The sequence below is a fragment of the Streptomyces sp. NBC_01260 genome, assembly GCF_036226405.1.
GTDB lineage: Bacteria > Actinomycetota > Actinomycetes > Streptomycetales > Streptomycetaceae > Streptomyces > Streptomyces laculatispora.
This window is the reverse complement of record NZ_CP108464.1, coordinates 8,668,473-8,686,778: the sequence shown is the minus strand read 5'-3', so window position 1 is coordinate 8,686,778 and position 18,306 is coordinate 8,668,473. Positions and strand designations below refer to the sequence as shown.

At 70.2% G+C, this 18,306-nt stretch carries 13 protein-coding genes and 2 pseudogenes; 10 read left to right on the top strand and 5 right to left on the bottom strand.

Annotated elements, in window-relative coordinates; translation table 11 throughout:
* The first annotated feature begins 489 nt into the window (after positions 1 to 489).
* Entirely contained in the window at positions 490 to 1,320 is an 831-nt protein-coding gene (locus OG322_RS38715; protein WP_329307620.1) for a class I SAM-dependent methyltransferase, read from the top strand.
* Between the two features lie 33 nt (positions 1,321 to 1,353).
* Here the strand turns inward: OG322_RS38715 and OG322_RS41810 are convergent.
* Positions 1,354 to 1,534, bottom strand: a pseudogene (locus tag OG322_RS41810) (hydrolase); the annotation flags it as partial.
* A 286-nt stretch (positions 1,535 to 1,820) separates the two neighbouring features.
* Positions 1,821 to 2,252, bottom strand: a complete 432-nt coding sequence (locus tag OG322_RS38705; protein WP_241200352.1) for a TspO/MBR family protein — start codon at positions 2,250 to 2,252, stop codon at positions 1,821 to 1,823.
* A 215-nt stretch (positions 2,253 to 2,467) separates the two neighbouring features.
* Between OG322_RS38705 and OG322_RS38700 the strand changes: the two genes are divergently transcribed.
* From OG322_RS38700 to OG322_RS38670, 7 genes are all read left to right on the top strand, one after another.
* Positions 2,468 to 3,472, top strand: a complete 1,005-nt coding sequence (locus tag OG322_RS38700; protein ID WP_123465568.1) for a YdcF family protein — start codon at positions 2,468 to 2,470, stop codon at positions 3,470 to 3,472.
* Between the two features lie 562 nt (positions 3,473 to 4,034).
* Positions 4,035 to 5,801 carry a diacylglycerol kinase family protein gene (locus OG322_RS38695; RefSeq protein ID WP_123465566.1) on the top strand — a complete coding sequence of 589 codons (1,767 nt, stop codon included), beginning with the start codon at positions 4,035 to 4,037 and terminating at the stop codon, positions 5,799 to 5,801.
* Positions 5,802 to 6,755, top strand: coding sequence for a YihY/virulence factor BrkB family protein (locus OG322_RS38690; protein WP_123465564.1), 954 nt, complete (start codon positions 5,802 to 5,804; stop codon positions 6,753 to 6,755).
* Position 6,756: 1 nt separating this feature from the next.
* On the top strand, positions 6,757 to 7,527 hold the full coding sequence (locus OG322_RS38685; protein ID WP_329307619.1) for a phosphatase PAP2 family protein: 771 nt from the start codon (positions 6,757 to 6,759) through the stop codon (positions 7,525 to 7,527).
* Between the two features lie 202 nt (positions 7,528 to 7,729).
* On the top strand, positions 7,730 to 8,314 hold the full coding sequence (locus OG322_RS38680; RefSeq protein ID WP_124285962.1) for a DoxX family protein: 585 nt from the start codon (positions 7,730 to 7,732) through the stop codon (positions 8,312 to 8,314).
* A gap of 185 nt (positions 8,315 to 8,499) precedes the next feature.
* Positions 8,500 to 9,006: a hypothetical protein gene (locus OG322_RS38675; RefSeq protein WP_124285961.1), complete on the top strand. Its 507-nt coding sequence runs from the start codon at positions 8,500 to 8,502 to the stop codon at positions 9,004 to 9,006.
* 530 nt (positions 9,007 to 9,536) lie between these two features.
* Entirely contained in the window at positions 9,537 to 11,489 is a 1,953-nt protein-coding gene (locus OG322_RS38670; RefSeq protein WP_329307618.1) for an SMI1/KNR4 family protein, read from the top strand.
* Between the two features lie 309 nt (positions 11,490 to 11,798).
* Here OG322_RS38670 and OG322_RS38660 read toward each other — a convergent pair whose 3' ends face one another.
* Entirely contained in the window at positions 11,799 to 11,993 is a 195-nt protein-coding gene (locus tag OG322_RS38660) for a hypothetical protein (RefSeq protein ID WP_148085553.1), read from the bottom strand.
* A 267-nt stretch (positions 11,994 to 12,260) separates the two neighbouring features.
* On the opposite strand from OG322_RS38660, the pseudogene OG322_RS38655 reads away from it, so the two are divergent.
* Positions 12,261 to 12,482, top strand: a pseudogene (locus tag OG322_RS38655) (NF041680 family putative transposase); the annotation flags it as partial.
* Entirely contained in the window at positions 12,386 to 12,793 is a 408-nt protein-coding gene (locus OG322_RS38650; protein ID WP_123466473.1) for an Ig domain-containing protein, read from the top strand. The pseudogene OG322_RS38655 and the gene OG322_RS38650, both read left to right, overlap by 97 nt.
* A gap of 433 nt (positions 12,794 to 13,226) precedes the next feature.
* On the opposite strand, the gene OG322_RS38645 is transcribed toward OG322_RS38650, so the two are convergent.
* Together OG322_RS38645 and OG322_RS38640 are read right to left on the bottom strand one after the other, a co-directional pair.
* A complete protein-coding gene (locus OG322_RS38645; RefSeq protein WP_329307617.1) occupies positions 13,227 to 14,516 on the bottom strand; it encodes a hypothetical protein in 1,290 nt (429 codons plus the stop codon).
* Between the two features lie 14 nt (positions 14,517 to 14,530).
* Positions 14,531 to 17,893: an outer membrane protein assembly factor BamB family protein gene (locus OG322_RS38640; protein ID WP_329307616.1), complete on the bottom strand. Its 3,363-nt coding sequence runs from the start codon at positions 17,891 to 17,893 to the stop codon at positions 14,531 to 14,533.
* Positions 17,894 to 18,306: the final 413 nt, after the last annotated feature.

Genomic DNA, 18,306 nt, shown 5'->3' with positions numbered 1-18,306 from the left:
GTGCGTGTGCGGCAGCGACCTGCAGGACGACACCGCTCGGGCACGCACCCGCGCGGTGCAACCGGCTGCGGATGTGGTCCGTCGAAGACAGCTGGGAGCGGGTCTTCATGGCGCGCCTGTGCCAGGCCGACGCCGATGAGGACCTCGACCGTCCGCCTTGCCGGACTCCACGTCGCAGGCATCCTCCTCCGGTCAGCACGGTGGCCCAAACGAAACTGTCGAGTTCTGACCGGAACTTCGGCGCCCTGCCGCGATACACCGGGCACCTCCTGAGGCCGATCGGCTCAGGCACGGCGCGCCTCGGCCGGGCAGTCGGCCTTCCGTGCAGGATTCGGTGGAGCGGCGTTCTCGGGACGGACCGCCCGGCACCCCTACCTCGTGGAGACGCCTGGTCATGCACCCTTTCGACGACCCGTTGTTCCCGGCCCCCGCCGAGCGGGCGCTGGAACGCGTCCAGAACGACTCGCCCGGCTTCGCATGGATCGCGGCGTGACCGCCGCTGCGCGCGGGGGCGCGCCGGAGGGCGGCCGCTACGGTGAGGCCGTCTTCCGTCCCGAACAGGCCGGCGAGAACGAGCGCATCGACTTCGGGGCCCTCGCCTACGACGACATCACCATGGCGCGACTGCGGTCACTCGGGGCCGGCCCCGGGTGGCGCTGTCTCGACGTGGGCGCCGGCACGGGCACAGTCTCCCGTCGGCTGCTGGGCGAGGCCTGGGTGGAGAGCGTGCTCGCCGTGGACCGCGACGTACGGTTCCTCGGCGAGCGGCCGGTCCCCGGGCTTGAGCTGCTGGAGGCCGACATCTCCACGCCTGGCTTCACCTCCGGCCGGTTCCACCTCGTCCACGCGCGCTTCGTCCTGATGCACCTGGCCGAGCACGAACGCCTGATCACCGCACTGGCCGAACTCGTCGCGCCGGGAGGCGTGCTGGTCCTCAGCGACGCGGTGGATCTGACGAGCGACCGTACGCCCAGCACGCCGTACACCACGGCGATGCGGGCAATGTGGCAGGGGCTGAGGGCCTCGATCGGCACCGATGTCTCCTGGGTGCCGTCGTACCCGCACCTGCTGCGCGCGGCGGGGCTCATGCCCGTCGCCGCGGACCTCCATGTGCCTGCGCTCCAGCCGGGCAGTCCCATCAGCCGCTTCTGGGCGGACACGTGGGAGCGCAGCAGGCCGGCGATGCTCGCGACCGGCCGGGTGGACGACGCGGCCATCGACGAGGCCGTCCGGTATCTGGACTCCGACGCATGCTCCTCGTTGTCGGCCGGCATGCTCACCGCCTGGGGATGGCAACCGGAGCAGGGCACGGTCGTCTGACAGACGTATCAACTGGACACGGGACGCCTCACATCCTCCACCGGCCGACTGCACCGATACGTAGGTGCTGCCGACCCGGATCACACTCGGGTCCGCGGCCCTGATCGTCTGTTCCGCCTGAGCCTGCTCGGCGGACGACAGGGACATGACGGCAGCGAGAGCGCCGGACAGCGCAACGACGGCGGCGCGGGAAAAGAAGGCGAGCGAGATTCATAGTCCCGTTCCATGGTCGGCCTCCGCTGCGACGCACGAGTCAGCGGCGGCGTTTACATCGATGGAGGAGCGCTCCGCAGCATCCCGACCCGCTCTGGACATGCCAATGCACCGCATCGGTCGTGCGCACCCCTCGCCGCATCCCTCCGGGGCCTCGCGACAACGGGCAGTGCGTCACTCGCGCTCCGGGAGCGTGGGCGCGCCCGAGGCCGGGCCGGCCACCTCGCGGCGAGCGCGGGCAGGCGGAACGCGCGGCGCGCGGACATCGCGTGCCAACCGCGGCCTGATCAGCGCATGTTCCGGCGCGTGATGTCTGCATTCAGGAACGTGGCGAACCCGCACCAAGCGGCGTATGGGGCCAGCGCGAGAGCAGCCGTTCGGTCAGCCTTCGCCACGCGGGCGATGAGCTCGGCGTTGCTCACGTCGAGCAGTGCGGTCCCCACCAGCCCGGCCTTCGTGCTGCGCATGCGGAAGAAAAGCCAGTTCCACGCCGTGTTCACAGCGAGGTTCGCGCCGAGACTCACCGCCAGCGACCGGCGTTCCTCCGGGCGGGCCGCAAGGAGGGCCCGCCCACCGGCCCAGGCGATGCTCGCGTAGAGCGGGGTCCAGACGGCCCCGAAGGCCCAGTCCGGCGGTTGCCAGGTCGGCTTGGACAAGGACCGGTACCAGCGGGTGTCCGGCGCGACCGCCCAGCCACCGACTGCCGCCGTCACCGTCACGCCCGCAGCGGTGGCCGCATACGTCTTCCACCGGCCCGACGCCGGCTGCCGCTCACATGCCCTCATCAGCCTCATACCTTCACCCCTACCCGTTCCCGCCAAGGCGACAGCCTGCCCTCCCCTATGAAGCCGTCGGCTCCGAATGAGCCCCAGCCCCTCACGTCGACGATCCGTCCGCTCCAGGGTGCCCGCGGTCCTCCGTCTAGCATGTGCGCATGTTGGCCTACGCCCCGGCGGTCCTGCTCTTCCTCGCCTTCTGTGCCGGCACGCTCCGCGAGCGCCGACGTTTCAGCAACGCCGTCCTCCTGGGACTGTCGTTCACCTTCGCCGCGGCCGCCTGGCTCACAGAGCTCGCCCGATCACAGCCGGCCATGGGGAGGGAGATCGGCATCGTGCTGTTCCTTCTCCTGGCAGTGGGCATCGCCGTCCTGTCCTGGTTCTTGATCTCCAACGGCGTGACGATGGTGCGCAAGGAGGGCAGAAGCCCTGCCAACCTCCTGTCGCTGCTGGCAGGGCTTGTTCTGGTGGCCCTTCTCGCGCTGATGACCACCGCGCTGATCCTGGAGAACGAAACCCTGGTGGTGGTAACAGGCACAGTCCTGGCGCTGGCCGGTTACATCGCCTTCCTGTTCCTCTGCTTCATCGTCTACGCGTTTCTCTATGGACGTCTCCACATCCACCGCAAGGCCGACTACGTGGTGGTCCTCGGTGCCGGTCTCGTCAACGGAGCCACGGTGTCGCCGCTGCTGGCCGGCCGTCTTGAGCGGGCCCGAGCCGTGCACACGAGGCTGACGGCGCACGGCAGGCAGCCCGTGCTCCTCGCCTCCGGCGGGCAGGGCCCGGACGAGGCGCTGCCGGAGTCGCACGCGATGGCCGACTACCTTGTCGAGCGCGGGTTCCCGGCCGCCTTGATCGAACGTGAGGACCGCTCGTCGACGACCGAGGAGAACCTGAGGTTCAGCAAATCGATCATGGAGAAGGCGAATCCCGACTACCGGTGTGTTGTCGTCACGAACAACTACCACGTCTTCCGCGCCGCGGTGACCGCCCGTCGAACGGGGGTCAGGGGCCAGGTTGTCGGGTCACCCACCGCCGCGTACTTCTGGCCCAGCGCGATGATCCGCGAGTTCGTCGCGATCTTCCTGACGTATTGGCGCACGAACCTCGCCATCTGCCTGCTGCTCGTCCTGGGCGGGGCGTCCATATGGCTACTGGGCTGATCAGGGCCCGTCGATCCTCTTGCTGCCGGTGCCCCCGCCCATGCCTTCCGTCCCTCCACGGGTGCAGCAGCGCGGCAGGAGACCTCCGTGCAGGGCCAGGCGTCAGTGGCCTGCTCAGCGTGCATGCCGAATGTGGTCACGACCTGCGCGGATGAGAGGGCAGCTCGCGGCCGCCTGACCCAGACCAGCCGGCCGCGAGTTGCCGTCCCGTCGGCGGCGAAGCGGAACCGCGATCCCCGCGGGCCGCGAGACGCACCCGCTGTGGCCCACAGCCCCGGCGACGCCGAGCTTGACCCGGGCGGTCTCCCGCATCCGGCAACGCGCCGCAGCAAGGCGCCCGTTCCCGGGTGCCTCGCACGGTCCGGGACCAGCGCGCTCGCCGTACGCGCCGCGGCGACCGGTCTCCTGAGCACGGGCATCAGCTGCCCGGACCCCGTTCCGACTGCCCGCGCCGAACGGGCACACACCCGAACCCGGGCATGTCTGACCGGCGGATTCCGGGGCACACGGCCGTTCACCGGGTGGCCGGCGCCCCGACCACCCCTCCTCCCCTGGAGTCCCTATGCCCACCGCTCTGCCGGACAGACCGGCGCCACGGCCCACCGAGCCCCATGCCATCGCCCGGCCCGGCCGGTCACCCGCCCTCACCAGCGGCAGCGGCCGGGCCGCCGCCCAGATCGGCGCGCTCACCGTCTGCCAGGCCGCACTGCTGGTGGGGTTCGGGCTCCTGATCACCGGCCCCGCCCGCGGGACATGGCCCCTGAGCGGTGAGGACAAGATCAACGAGGGGTTCGAGCACCTGCGCACCCAGTCCCTCACCCGCGCATCGCTCATCGCGTCGGAGGCCGGTGACACAGCCACCGTGATCGCCGTCACCGTAGTGGTCTGCGGAGGGCTGATACTGATACCCCGGCTGCCGAAGTGGCGGGAGGCAGTGTTCCTCGCCGTCGCCGTCTCGCTCCAGGCGCTGGTGTTCCTGGTCATCAGCACGTCCGTGGACCGCGCCCGGCCTGAGGTGGACCGGCTCGACGCCTCGCCGCCGACGGCCAGTTACACCTCCGGCCACACCGGCGCCGCCACGGCGCTCTACGCGGGCCTCGCCGTTCTGGTGCTCTCCCGCGTCCGGGGCCCGTGGCGCAAAGTGGTCGGAGGCCTGCTGCTGCTCCTGCCGCTGCTGGTGGCGTTCGCACGCCTCTACCGGGGGATGCACCACCCCACCGACGTCCTCGGCGGGCTGGTGAACGGCGGTCTGTCGCTGCTGATCGTCGGCCGCACCCTCCTGGCCGATGACGCCATTCCCACTCCGCCGCCGTCAAATGCGATGGAGGTCGCGCTGCAGACCGCCGAGGAACGCTCGGAGCAGGTCGCGGGCCACACCGTCGTCGTCGTCAACCCGACCGTGACCGACGAAGCGGAACGCGAGACGCTGCGGCTCGTCCTGGAGCAGCACGGTCATCACTCGGCCGCGTTCGTCTTCACGACCGCGGAGGATCCGGGCAGCGGCCAGGCGGCCGACGCGGTCCGCGGCGGCGCGTCGCTCGTCGTGGTCTGCGGGGGCGACGGAACCGTGCGGGCGGCGGCTGACGCGCTGGCCGGCACCGGCGTCCCCATGGCCGTGGTGCCGTGCGGCACCGGCAACCTGCTGGCGCGGAATCTGGGCCTGCCTCTGACACCCGCGGATGCGCTGGGCGCCGCGCTGTCCGGCCGCGCTCACCGGATCGACCTCGGACGGATCGAGGGCGACTCGCTCCCCGCCACGCACTTCACCGCGATGTCCGGCGCCGGTCTGGACGCCGCGATGCTGGAGAACACCGGAACGCACGCGAAATCGGCGTTCGGCTGGCCCGCCTACGTGGTGGCCGGCATCAGAAGCCTGCGGGCGCCCCGGATCACCGTGACGATCCGGCTGGACGACGGGCCGGCGCTGCACCGGACCGCCCGGATGTTGCTCCTCGCCAACATCGGCAGCGTGCAGGGCGGCGCCGCGCTCGTGCCCGCGGCCGAACCGGACGACGGGCTGCTCGATCTGGCCGTCTTCGATCCGCACGGCCCGAGCGGCTGGCTGCGCGCCGCCGGGATACTGCTGCGCGGCCGCTCGAAGCCGCCCCGCCCGGCTGTTCTGGGCACCTTCCCGCTCGCCGGCAGCGAGGCCGCCGGCACGGGCGCCGGGACCCCGGTGGAGTACTTCGCCTTCCGCCGTGCCGAACTCCGCTTCACCTCGCTGCAGTCACGCGAGATAGACGGGGACCCGGTACGTCCGGGCCGTCTCCTCGTCGCCGAGGTCAGGCCCGGGGCCCTGTCCGTGCTGCTCCCGTCCGAGGGCAAGTAGATGGGCACCGCGACCCGGGTCCCGGTGACCCGCGACATGGCGGGCGACGAACTCTCCGCCGACGAGGCCCTGGCATCGCTGCGCCGCTACGGCCGCTGGCCACTGGTCCGCGACTCCTTCGTACGTTTCCGCTACGCCGACGGATTCAGCCACTCCCGCGCACTCGCACTGCAGACCGTTCTCGCGGTGATCCCGCTCGTCATCGCCTTCGTCGGACTGTCCGCCTCACTGCACACGGAGAATGTGGGGAGACTGGCGGAACTGACGATCCACCGCATCGCCGCGGGGCCGAGCGCCGAGGTGGTGGACGACGCACTCGCCCGGAGCCGGCAGCGCGCCGGGGAGGGCTCCCAGCTCACCCTCTGGTTCGGGCTGGCCTTCTCGCTGGTGAACGTCACGACGGCAATGTGCCAGATCGAGCGCGGCGCCAACCGGATCTACGGGGTGGAACGCGACCGCCCCTTCCACGAGAAGTACCTCCGGGGCCTGGTCATGGCACTGGCCGCCGGCATCCCCCTGGGGATCGGGTTCATCCTGATGGTGGTCGGCAGGGACCTCGCCGCTGCCGCCGTGACGGTCTACGGTCTCGGTGACGGGGCCAGCCACGCCTGGGAACTGTTGCGCTGGCCGTGCGGGCTGCTGCTCGCGCTCATCTCCGCCAGCGCGATATTCCAGCGCTCCCCGCGCCGCAATCAACCGGGCTACACGTGGCTGGCGTTCGGTGCGGCCCTCTACCTTGTGCTGTGGACGGCGCTCACCTGGCTGCTCAGCCTCTATCTCTCGGTCAGCGGGTCCTTCGACACGGTCTACGGCCCGCTGAGCGCGTTCATGTCGCTGTTGCTCTGGGCCTATCTGACCTCGATCGCCCTCTTCCTCGGACTGTCGTTCGCCGCGCAGTTGGAAGCCGCCCGCGCCTTGCGGCCGGGTCCTGTACACCCCGATCCGGGAGCATGAATTGGTTGTACGAGCCACCGCCCAGCGGCTCCGTGAGCGCCGCGCACGGGCGGCCGACCGCAGATTCGGTGTGCGCCTTCTCAGCGCCGCCGCCGTCACCGCGCTCTCCGCGGTTCCCTTCGCCCTGGTGCTGGTCCTCGTCGAGGGCCGGTGGCGCCCACTGCGCATGGTGGACGAAGGCGCGGCGCGGCGGCTGCATGCCACGGCGCTCGAACACCCGGCGTGGACGAGCACCCTCCGCTTCCTTTCCGACTGGGTCTGGGATCCCGCGACGCTGCGCTGTGCGGTCGCGCTCCTGACGGTTTGGCTGCTCTACCGCCGCGCCTGGCGCCTGGCCGCCTGGTCCGCGGTGACGGCGGTGGCCGGCGGGCTGACGGGGCTGCTGGTCAAAACGGTGGTCGAGCGCGTCAGGCCCTCGCTCGCGGATCCGGTGGCCCAGGCGCCGGGCTTCTCCTTTCCCTCGGGGCACACGATGACGGCGACCACGTCGCTCGCCGTACTGCTGCTCGCACTGCTGCCGCTGGTGCCCCGGGGCGGGCGGGCCCTGTGCTGGTGCGTGGCGGGGCTCTCGGTGCTGGGCGTGGGCTTCACCCGTGTCGCGCTCGGCGTCCACTGGTTCAGCGACGTGGTCGGTGGCTGGCTCCTCGGCCTCGCCGTGGTGGCCTCGACCGCCTGGGCCTTCGAGGTCTGGCGCACCGACTCCGGCCGCCGCCACAGCGAGATGGCCGAGGGACTGGAACCCGAACTGACCGAGGCCACCCCGGAGGGGTGAGGCGACCCACCCACCCCGTTGCGCGCGTGACGGCGTCCTCGCGGATGAGCACCCTCCCTGCGCAGCGTGTTCGGTGACGACCGCTCACCGCCGCCTCCACTGTCGCACCGCCCGGGACGTGTGCGCGGAGCACGGAGGAAGGGTCCGCCGAGTTGGTGGTCTGCCGCGTGTGACGGCTGTTCCCAGGGGCACACGTGGATCCATGGCTGTCCTGAGAAGAATCACCCGCCCCCTGTTGGCAACCCCGTTCGTCATCGAGGGGGTGCGTGCGCTGCGGCGCCCGCTCCCCCTCGCGACCGGCACCGGCTCATTGGCGCGGCACCTCGGGGCCCCGGTCGACGATCCTCTGCGAGTGGTCAGGCTCAACGCCGCCGTGCAGATCGGTGCGGGCGGACTGCTCGCTCTGGGTCGGCTCCCTCGTACCGCCTCACTTGTCCTGGCCGCGAGCCTCGTGCCGGCGACCCTCGCCGAGCACGCCTGGTGGAAGGAGGAGGACCCGAGGCTGCGCAAGGACCAATTCCTCCAGTTCGCCCAGCGCATCGGCCTGTTCGGCGCGCTGCTGCTCGGCGCCGCCGACACCCACGGCAAGCCTTCGGCGGCCTACCGTGCCCGCACCGCGACGACGAGAGGCAGCAGGAAGGCCCACCGCGCGGCGACGAGGGCGGCCGGACATGTGCACGCGGCGATCGACACGGTCGGCTCCGGCGCATCGGCGGCCGCGAGCGGGACGGGCCGGGCCATGCACTCCGCCGCCGGTTCCGCACGCGCGAAGCTGCCTCACCAGTAACTTGCGCGGCGGGGCGGCCTGCCCGGGGATGCGACGCGTGTGCTGATCTCCCGGCCCTACGTCTGATCAGCGCGTTCACGGGCACGAGATGTCCTGCCGGAGGGGCACGGTGCCGAACACAACCGCCCCGAGGCAACCCGAGTGAGTCCGTGAACCAAAACGACGCCATCGAAAGGCCACCACTGATGTCTCCTGTGACCGAGCAATGGGAAGAAGTGCTGAGCACCCGTTTCGCCCTCGGAGGGAAGCACCCCGCGGTGCGCGCGGTGGCGGCCTTCTCGACCGAATCAGGGTTCTTCGCCGCGGCCGGCCCCGAGGACGGCAGGCAGCACTTCCGCTCCGCCGCCGGGCAAGGGGACCGGCAGCCGGGCTCCGACGCCGCCGACGCTCCGGACCGGGCTGAGATGTCGGCGCTGTGGACGGCCGGCGAGGAGGCCGGCCGTCCTCGGACGCTCCGGCTTGCCGGGGCGGTGTGGCACCGTGAGGAGCTGGACCGGATCACCGACGCGGTGACGGGGACCGAGCTCGACCTGGCGATGCTGCGGGACGGGAACCGCATCATGTGGGTGGTACGAACCGGGCAGGGCATCTGCGTCTTCGTCCTCGTCGACGGGGACGACGAGGGTCACGCGGCCGAAGCGCGCTCCCTTGCCCTCGACTTCGACTCCTTCCTGGTCGGCCAGGGCTACTGATACCCCGGTCTTCGAGGTCCGCAGGCCGGGCAGACCACCGGCCGTGGCGTTTCCTGCCGAAGGGTCCACAAGCCGGAAAACCCTGTTGAGACATCAACTTGCCTGGTCCCACCCGTCGTTCATCACACGACCTTCCGCATGCGGGAGCCGAGGCGGGTTGGGGGCCATGAGCGGCGAAGCGTTGCTCGCGCTCCGCCCTCGCGCGCAGGCCGAAGGGCGGGTCGTACTACGACAGCGGTCGGCATCGAGGTGGCCTCCGAGGAGGCGCGGCAGGCGCGGGGCGCAAGTTCGGCTTCGGTGTGGGGCATCGACACCGCGTGCGGCCGCAAGCTCTGGGAGCGGAAGATCACGGGCGTCGCCGGGGCCGGGCCCACCGAAGGCAGGGTGGCCGCCGACAGCGGCGTCGCCGTTGCCCTGGAAGACACAACCGATCCACAGGTTCCGAGCATTGCTCGGTGGCGCACGCGAGAGTCCTGTTGGCCGCAGCACGCAGCGGGGCACTGTCAGTGGTGGGTGACAGCATCGGACTCATGACGAACACCACGGCATTCGACTGGCGGTCCTTCCTGCTCAGGTGGAGCGGGGAGTGGGCGGATTCCCTGCCGGACGACGAGACGCGGGACGAGAACGACGAGGCCGCGCGACGGGCACGTTGGCTGGGGTTCCCGCCCACGTCCGAGGAGCGGATCGCAGCCATGGAGGAGCGCCTCGGCCTACGGATGCCCCCGTCGTACCGGGAGTTCCTCAAGGTCACCGACGGGTGGCGGCACGCGGGCGGGTTCGTGTGGCTGCTGGCGGGGACCAAGGAGGCCCACTGGCACAACAACGAGTCGGGGCTCGCGGACATGTACGAGGAGTACTTGGACGAGGACGCCGGGCCCGAGGAGCGGCGGGAGGCGGACATCTGGCGGCGCGGGCTGCAGCTCGACGTCGAGTCCGACATCACCCACGTCCTCATGGATCCCGAGGACGTGGATGAGGACGGCGAGTGGGCCGTCTACACGTGGGCGGGCTGGCGGGGTGAGTCACCCGAGCGGCACGCGAACTTCCTTGAGTTCATGCGGGACGTGTACCGGGAGTTCCACAGCCTGCGAGCGCGTCGGAGCGACGGGGAGCCGGCGTTCGCCAACGACACGACGCACAAGCTGGACGCCCTGGTGGAGGAGGCCCGGCTGGAGGCGCTGAGCGGCGGCTGGGAACGGGCCGGGAAGGCGCTGGACGAGGCCAAGGAGTACGGCAGACCGCGGGCCGCCGGGCTGGGCGACCAGATACGCCGCCTGCTCGGACAGACCTACATGGTGTACTTCGACGGCCTGGTGACGGACCCGCGGTACGCGCCCGAGCTGCTGCCGCCGCTGGTCGCCGAGCACGCGGCGCACTCGTACTGGGACGACTCCACGCTGACGTTCCACCTCAGGGGCGCCGACGGCGATCTGGTGTCCCTTGCTTTCGCGATGTTGGATCAGGTGAGGAACGGAACGTACCGGTACACGGCGGCGGGACCGTTCGGGGAAGCGGTCGAGCGGGCGCGGGAGCTGGCGCGGTGGGGAGACACCGACGCGGCATGGCGGACACTGATAGACGCTCTGCCGCTGTGGGAGCCGCTGGGACCGGACCACCTGGCGCCGCTGGGGTGGGTGGCCGACCCGGTGCTCGGGCCGCTGCTGACCCCGGAGCGGGGCCGGGAACTGCTGTCCACTCCACGGGGCGGACAAGCAAGTAAGCCGCCGAGTCCGACGGCCGGGCTCGACCCGGACAACCTGGCGTGGCTCGCGCAGCCGGACCCGGCCAACAACCACACGTCCTACCGGTTCGTCCTGGTGGAGGGGGTTGAGCCGGAGGACCTGCCCGGACGTCTCGTGGACGGGGACGGCACCGTGCTGAACAAACCCATGACTTACTGGGAGGCGCACCACAAGTCGCAGCACAGCCAGAGGGAACTCTCGTCCCACGACGACAGGGCTCTCATGGCGGTCGGCCGGGCCGGCACCGGCTGGAGCTTCGCCTTCGACGGCGACCCCGCCCCGTTCAACCGGCAGCGGTTCGTCTCCCCGGCCACGGCCGCCAGCGCGGGCACCCGCGCGGTGGTGGTGTGGAGCGGCCTGAGGACATGGCACGGAGAACCGTTCTTCCACCTTTCGGTAGCGCGAGACGGTGCCGAACAGTACGCGTTCACGTACGTGGAGGGAAAGATCCATGCAAGCGGGGAGATACCGCGGGCACTGGATCCGAGCCAGTTCTTCGGCGACCCGGTAGACGGTGGTGTGGCGGAACGGTCGCTACTGGAAGCGGTGACCGGGGAGTTCGGCGCCTGTCTGCCCCGCCACGCCATCGTGAACGGGCGGCTGCACACCTTCGCCACCCGTTCGTGGACGCGGCCGCCGAGGGACGGCGAGACGTACGCGGTGATCCGCATGCACGTGGGAGTCGCGCGCCCTGCGGACGGCGAGCAAACGGAAGACGACGGGCCAGAAAGCAGCTAGAGACTGGCTGAGCCACAAGGGCATGGCTCCCCGCGCAGGATCGTCGCAGTTCCCGCCTACGGCATCGCGCGACCCGCCATCGAATGCAGACCCCCGAGAAGAACGACTCGGCGAGCGCGTTGTCCCAGCACTGACCGGTACGTCCGACCGACAACCGGACCCCGAACTCGGCTGCCAGGAAAGCGAATTGCTGACTGGTGCACTGGCAGCCGCGATCCGAGCGGTCGCGGAATTGGTGGGGCGACGCTGTCGGCAGGCGGATGTCAGCGCGTCGGCCACCAGATCGGTTCGCAGGCCTAAATCTGTTCATTAACTTTCAGCAGCTGCTTCAACTAGCTTTTCGAGCGGTGCCAGGATTCGTGGCAGGTCGCTCTCCGAGGTGAGTACCTGGTGGTCCTGCCAGGTGTGCTCAGTACCGGTGTCGACGAAGAGCAGTGAAGTGGCACCCGATTCCCATACCAGCACGATCCCCGCGCGCTCGCCTGATTCCAGCGTGAGCTTCACTGCCGTGGCCTTCGGCCGCCGTCGGGACAAGGTTCCTGGGGCTGGCGGCTTCACCGCGGAACTGATCCCACGCGAGCGGAGTCCGTGTTCATGTGCGGCATGCCAGTTCCTGAGCCACTGAGCGATCTCTGACATGGTGCCCCCGATGTGAGCCTCGAACAGACTCTCGAATTTGATTCTAAGTTTGACATCCGCCAGACGCAGGAGCGGCCCTCGTCTGATCCTGTGCTCCGACCAAGGTGCACATGACCAAGGCGAAGGCCGTGAGTGAGTCTGCTGCCTGATGCTGTCCGGAGGGAAGCGTTCGCGGAAGCGTCTCGCTTCCGGGGCGAGTTCTACGCGTGTCTGACCACACGGCGTGACGAGTTGTTCGAGCTGTCCGACGCGGTGTTGTGCGCGGACGAGGCGGTGACATCCCCGGTGGAATTGATGCTGTTGCCCGAGCACAGGCGTGGGCTCGGAGCGATGTACGGCGGCTTGAACCATGGCCCGGACGTCTCCGGCAATCCGGTCGGCTCGCCTCGCACGGTCGAGGCGCCCACCCCCGGCTTCGCCAACCCGGCACCGGCCAACGCACGAACCGGGCGCCAGTACGAGTCAAGATCGACTCCACGACGCCGAAGACTCACCGCTACGTGATCACCCGTGGTGCGCTTCCAGCCGGACTGACGCTCAACCCGGACACCGGCGGCATCACCGGCGTTCCCAAGTCTGCCGGTGCCAGCACATTCACCGTCGTCGCGCGAAACAACGGCGTCGCGGACGCCCGTATCACCTACATGGTGACGACCGCTCCGTGATCGCGGCTGGCGCCCCGCCTTGCCTGCGCACGGGCGCGCGAGGCACTACGTACACAAACCTCGCCGCTGCGCCCCATCTCGGTACTGCATGGCACAGGCCATAGAGACCGCCAGGGGTGTCCGGCCAGTCCAGGGCGGGAGCTTCATCCCAGGTCAGGGCCTCACGATCCGGGGAGGGGGAGCCCGCACCGCCGGTGAGACCCGTGCGAAAGCGCGTGAGACGACGAAGCCCCGCCGGAATGCTCCAGCGGGGCTTCTGCTCGCGGCGGGGCTACCGGGCGTCACTGCCGACCTCCCCGACGGAGTCGGAGTCCTGTCCGGGGCGGAGGCCGATCCGGCGGATTCCGGATGTGCCGTGGGCCGTACCGTGCTGCGGATACCGACCCGTGGCCGACTCGGCATGCGGCTCGGCTGCCGGTGCCTCCAAGTCCCTTTAGGGCGCCACAAGCTGTCCCGCCGCAAGCGCGGAGGCCACCACGCCTCCGGCCATCACCGCCGAGGCTGCGAACAGCGGAATCCTCGGGATCCAGGTGCGCAGCAGCGAGGAACGGGAGACACGGTCCAGCAGCGCGTCACGGCCGCGCAGTACGATCAGGCTGACGCCCGTCAGGGTGAGGGCCATGCCGGCGCCGAAGGCGGCCACCATCGCGAGGGCGTAGCTGACCTTGCCTGTGAGCAGCCCGGTGAGCAGGACCAGGAAGGCGGACGGCGAGGGCAACAGGCCTCCGGATGCGCCGAGAAGGACCAGACCTCGCCAAGTGAGCAGCGAGGGGGCATCGGGGATGTGGTGGCTGTGCCCGTGGCCATGCCCACCCGCATGTTGGGTGCCGGACGAATGACCATGCCCGTGATCGTGACGATGTGTGTGATCGTGACGATGTGCGTGATGGTGTCCACGATGACGCAGATTCCGCCGCAGCAGGCTTACGCCCACCCCCGCCACCACCAGCGCGGCGGCCAGTTGCAGCCATCCCGTCAGCGCCTTCATGTCCGGCGCGTTCTTTGCCGCCAGCCACCAGCCGACCGCGAGGACGGCGACCGAGAGCGTGTGCATCACGGCGACGATGCCCCCGAGCCACACTGCGTCCCGCGGTCTGCCCCGGCCACCCACCAGGTAGCCGGCGGCCAGCGACTTGCCGTGCCCGGGAGCACAGGCATGCAGCGCGCCCACGGCCGCCGCTACGAGCACGGCCACCGGAAGGGCCGCCCCTCGGTTGAGGAGTGAGGTCAGATCACTGGTCCAACTCCCGCCCGGAGGCGCCGCGTCGGCCCGTGCGGCAGACTTCAGCGCGAGGGTGCGCGTCGGCTCCCTCACCGTGTGAAGTCCCCCGTCGCCCTGATCGGTCACCGAAAGCGTCCGGTAGGCGGGATCGATGTCCGTCAGCGCGGTGACCGTCAGCGTGATCCGGTCCACCGGGTGTGGGCAGGCGAAGTGGAGCGTCATGCCGTCGGCCCGGTCCGCCCGGCAGGGGCTGCCGTCCTGGCGTACGACGATGTGCGCGCGCAGATAGCCCGTCACATCGCCGCCGGAATTCTTCTGCAGGACGCCGACGTCGTCCCGCTGCGCGGACCAGGTCGCGTTCACGGCGGAGGAGCCCGCCGCCTCGACCCTGACGACGGGGGGTGTACCGAAGGGGTGCGCCTGGGCCGTCCCCGCGCTGCCGAACAGCAGCGCGGGGACGGCGGCCAGCAGGAGCAGCACCCCGGTGCGGAGTGATCGCACGATGGTGCTTCCCCTCAGTCCCGGCGCGCGGCCAGCGCGTGGACCGTACCGTCGTCCGTGAGGACGAAGATCCAGTCACCGCTGACGGAGAGGGCCGACGCGACGCCCGCGCCGAGGTTGTAGGCGGCGAACTGCCTGCCGGTGACACGGTCCAGGACGAGAAGTCGCCCGTCCCACGTCCCCACGTACACAAGCGCCTTGGTCACCAGCGGATGCATCGTCGGCGAACCGTCCCCGGCCGAACACCCCATGGCAACCCGCCATTTGTCGTCCAGCGGACTCTCCCCGGCCAGATAGCCGGACTTCGCCTCCCACACCGGCTTCGAAGGATCGGCCGCGCTCGTGTCGTAGGCGCGTACGACACCGTCGCGTCCCGCGACGTAGGCGATGTCCCCCCGTACGGCCGGGCTGGTGAGCGGGGCGCGCCCCGGCTCGCAGGTGCTGCCACCGCCCAGCTTGGACTCCCAGGTCACCGCGCCCGTCTTCGGGTCGCGCCCACGGACTCCGTATGCAGTGAAGGTGACCAGCTTCGCCGGGCCCGATGCGGGATCGGTGAGCACGGGTGACGAGTGGCTGTCGATGTCGCCCGCAGCGTCCTCGGCCCACAGTTGCTTGCAGCTCGTCAGGTCCATGGCGATGACCGTGTTGCTCGACGAGGAGTGCAGATAGGCCGTGTCGGAGCCGGGCTCGCGCACCGCGGTGCTGTGGGACTGACCCCAGGAGGCAGCGGCGCCGAAGCCACCGGGCAGCAGAGTGCCGGTCTTCGCGTCACGGCAGCGGACCGTGTCCCAGTCCTGGTAGACGGCTACCGTGCGGTCCTGTCCGTTGAGTGCGAAGACACTGACCGGTCCGCCCGCACGGCCGTAGCGGCGCACCGTGTCGCCGTGCTGCTCCTCACGGTCGATCGACTCCCAGGCGACATGGCCGTCCCGGACGTCCAGTGCGTAGATCCGTCCGACACCGGTCGTCAGATAGACCCGTCCCTCACGGAGCGTCGGCGCCGATTCGGCGTCGCCGTCCAGGTAGGTGCGCCAGATCTCGCGTCCGGACCTGATGTCATAGGCGAGCATCATGCTGTACGGCGAGTCGAACGCGCGGGAAGAGACGATCACCTTGCCGTCCGCGACCACCGAGCCGTTCAGGTTGAACTGCTCGCCGGTGTGCCGGGCCCACTGCAGGTCCAGCTCGGGACCCGGCTCGTCGGCGCTCGAGGACCGCCCGGCCTCGTCGCCGCCCTGCCGCAGCCAGTTCTGCCCGGTCCTCGGCCTGGGAAGCCCGGAGTCCCGTACGACGTCGAAGGCGCTCTTCAGCGCGGGAAGCGCGGGAAACGCCTTGCCCCGTGTGTCGTGCACGGTCGTCGTGGCGGTGTAGGTACCGGGCCGCAGCCCTTGCAGGGTGCCGCTCGCCCGGGTCCACGCCCCGCGTGCGTCGGGGCACGGTTCGGGCTTGCCGCCCGGCGGGGTGTAGCAGTTCTCGATGCCGGGTCTGCCGGTTTCCCGGCCGAAGCGCAGGCTGGTCCGCTTCACCACGTGCCCGTGGTTGTCCCGTACGGTCAGTGAGGCTCTGGCGGGGGTGCGGCCGTCGTCCTCGGCGTACACCTCGATGGGGACTCCGGCAGCCGAGCCGTGCACGCTGCGCTGTGCGGGGCTGACCAGCGCGCTGTCGTCGTCGATGTCGAACTGCCGGTGGATACCGGTGACATGGCCGATGTCCTCGTTGCGGCGGGTGTGCGGATCGTCCGTGATGCCACTGAAGTCGAGCACCTTGTAATCGGGATGGGCGCCGTCGATTCCGTAGGTACCCTGATTGTTGATCTCCACGGACCGCTTGAAGGCGCCACGGCGGAACTCGGCCTGCTGGTTGTGACCCGCGGCGACCAGCCGGACGTCGTACCTGGCCAGCTCATCGATCGTCGGCTGCATACCTGCGCCCGGGCCCCACTGGGTGAACAGAGAGCGATGCGCGAAGACGAGCACCTGCTTGCCGACCGCGTGCTGGGCCAGGTCCCTGCGCAGCCACTCCAGCTGCGGCTTCAGCCCGCTCGCGTCGTAGTTGTCCTCGAGTACGACGATGTGGCGGCCGTTGCGGTCGAAGCTGTACCACTCGGGGGCGAGGTTGCGGCGGTAGTACTCCATGCTGCCGGCGTAGCCCTGGGAGGTGGCAGTGCCGCCGAAGTCGTGGTTGCCCATGACCGGGTAGAAGGGGTGGCCGAGCCGCCCCTGCTCCAGGCCCTTGCTGAAGAGGTCGTACGCGCCCTGGCGGCGGGGCTCGGCGGCGTAGTCCGTGACGGTGAGGTCGCCGGTCGCGATCTGCATCGTGGCACCGTCGACCTCGGACATCGCCTGGACCTGACCTGTCCACTGAGGCAGCGCCGTGCGCGCTTGGGCGTCGGCGACGTTGCTGATCTCGGGGTCGGAGTTCATGACCCAGGTCTCGCTCGGGTCGGAGGCGTTGCGGTCCGGTACCAGCGCGAAGTCGACACCGTTGCCGCCGGTCTCGGGGACCTTGTGGAAGAACTGAGGGATGTAGTCCTTGCGCAGAGCGGGCGTATAGCCGTCGGGCGAGACGATGCTGACGATGTCGGTCTCGCGCCGGTCCGGATCGATGGCGAGGGAGTACGAGCCGTCCGCACCGGTCGTGGTCCACACGGCGCCGTCGGTGACATCGACGCCGGGCATGGCACGCTCCCCCTTGTCCCGCCTGCCGTTGCCGTTGCTGTCCTTGAAGACGGTGCCCTCGACGGTGACGGTGGCCAGTGCCGTGTCGTCGGCGAAAGCCGCCTGAGGAGCGAGGCAGGACAGGACGACGGCGCCCGCGGTGGCGAGCTGGACCCGACGGCCTGTTCGCAATGACCGCAGCAGGGTGGGCAGTCGCAGCGCGGCGAGTACGAGCGCAACGCCGGCCGCCGCTGCGAGCGCGACGGTGAGCCACGGGAAGCTGGGCAGGGCGTGTGCGCCCTTGGCGTCGACGAGCGGCATGGCCGCGGAGGCGTCGACGGCCGTGCCGTCGAACTCGACGACGACCTGGGTCAGCCCGCCCTTCTGGAGCAGCGGGCTCAGGTCGAGCGCGTGGACGTGGCAGCTCCACGCCAACTCGATCACGACGCCGCCGGGGACCCCGCCGTTGTCGCCGGGAACGCCGGAGCCGGTGGCCGGGCAGCCGGCCGGTAGCAACCGGGTCGCCCAGGCTCCGGCCTGTTCCGGGGACACGAGGTCGCGGTGGACGATGAGACGGCCGCTGGTGACGTTGTCTCCGGTGGTGACGACGAGTTCTGCATGCTGGCGCGAGACATGCGCCAGCGCGGGCTGGGCGCCGATCCCCAGCACAAGGAACAGCAGCGCGAGACAGAGCCCGGCCGCTGTGTGTATGCGATTCATAAGAGCGGACGCTAGCCATGGTCCGCTGGTTTTCAGTCAAGATCGAAAAGCCTTCATGAAACCGTCCACAAGAGTTCAACTCTGGACCTTGGCCGTCAACATCCCACGTCGAAGGGCCTCCACCTGGTTCCCGGGCACTTCTGCAGATCCAGGCATCGACCCGTCCCTGCCCACGTCGGCCCGGCCTTGGGTCCGACACGGAACCAGATCGGTTCAGCCGTCGAACACCTGCTGCTGGAGGACGATTTCACGCTTGAGGATCTTGCCCACGGTCCCTTGGAGAGCCCGTTGGCGAACGTCACGATCCGTGCCCTGCCGTCGCCGGGGCGGCAGTGGTCGGCGTGCCTTCGATCGGAGCTGGTGGCGGCCACCAGTGGCCGCAGGCGCGCGGCGTACCTCCAGACTTCGGGGGG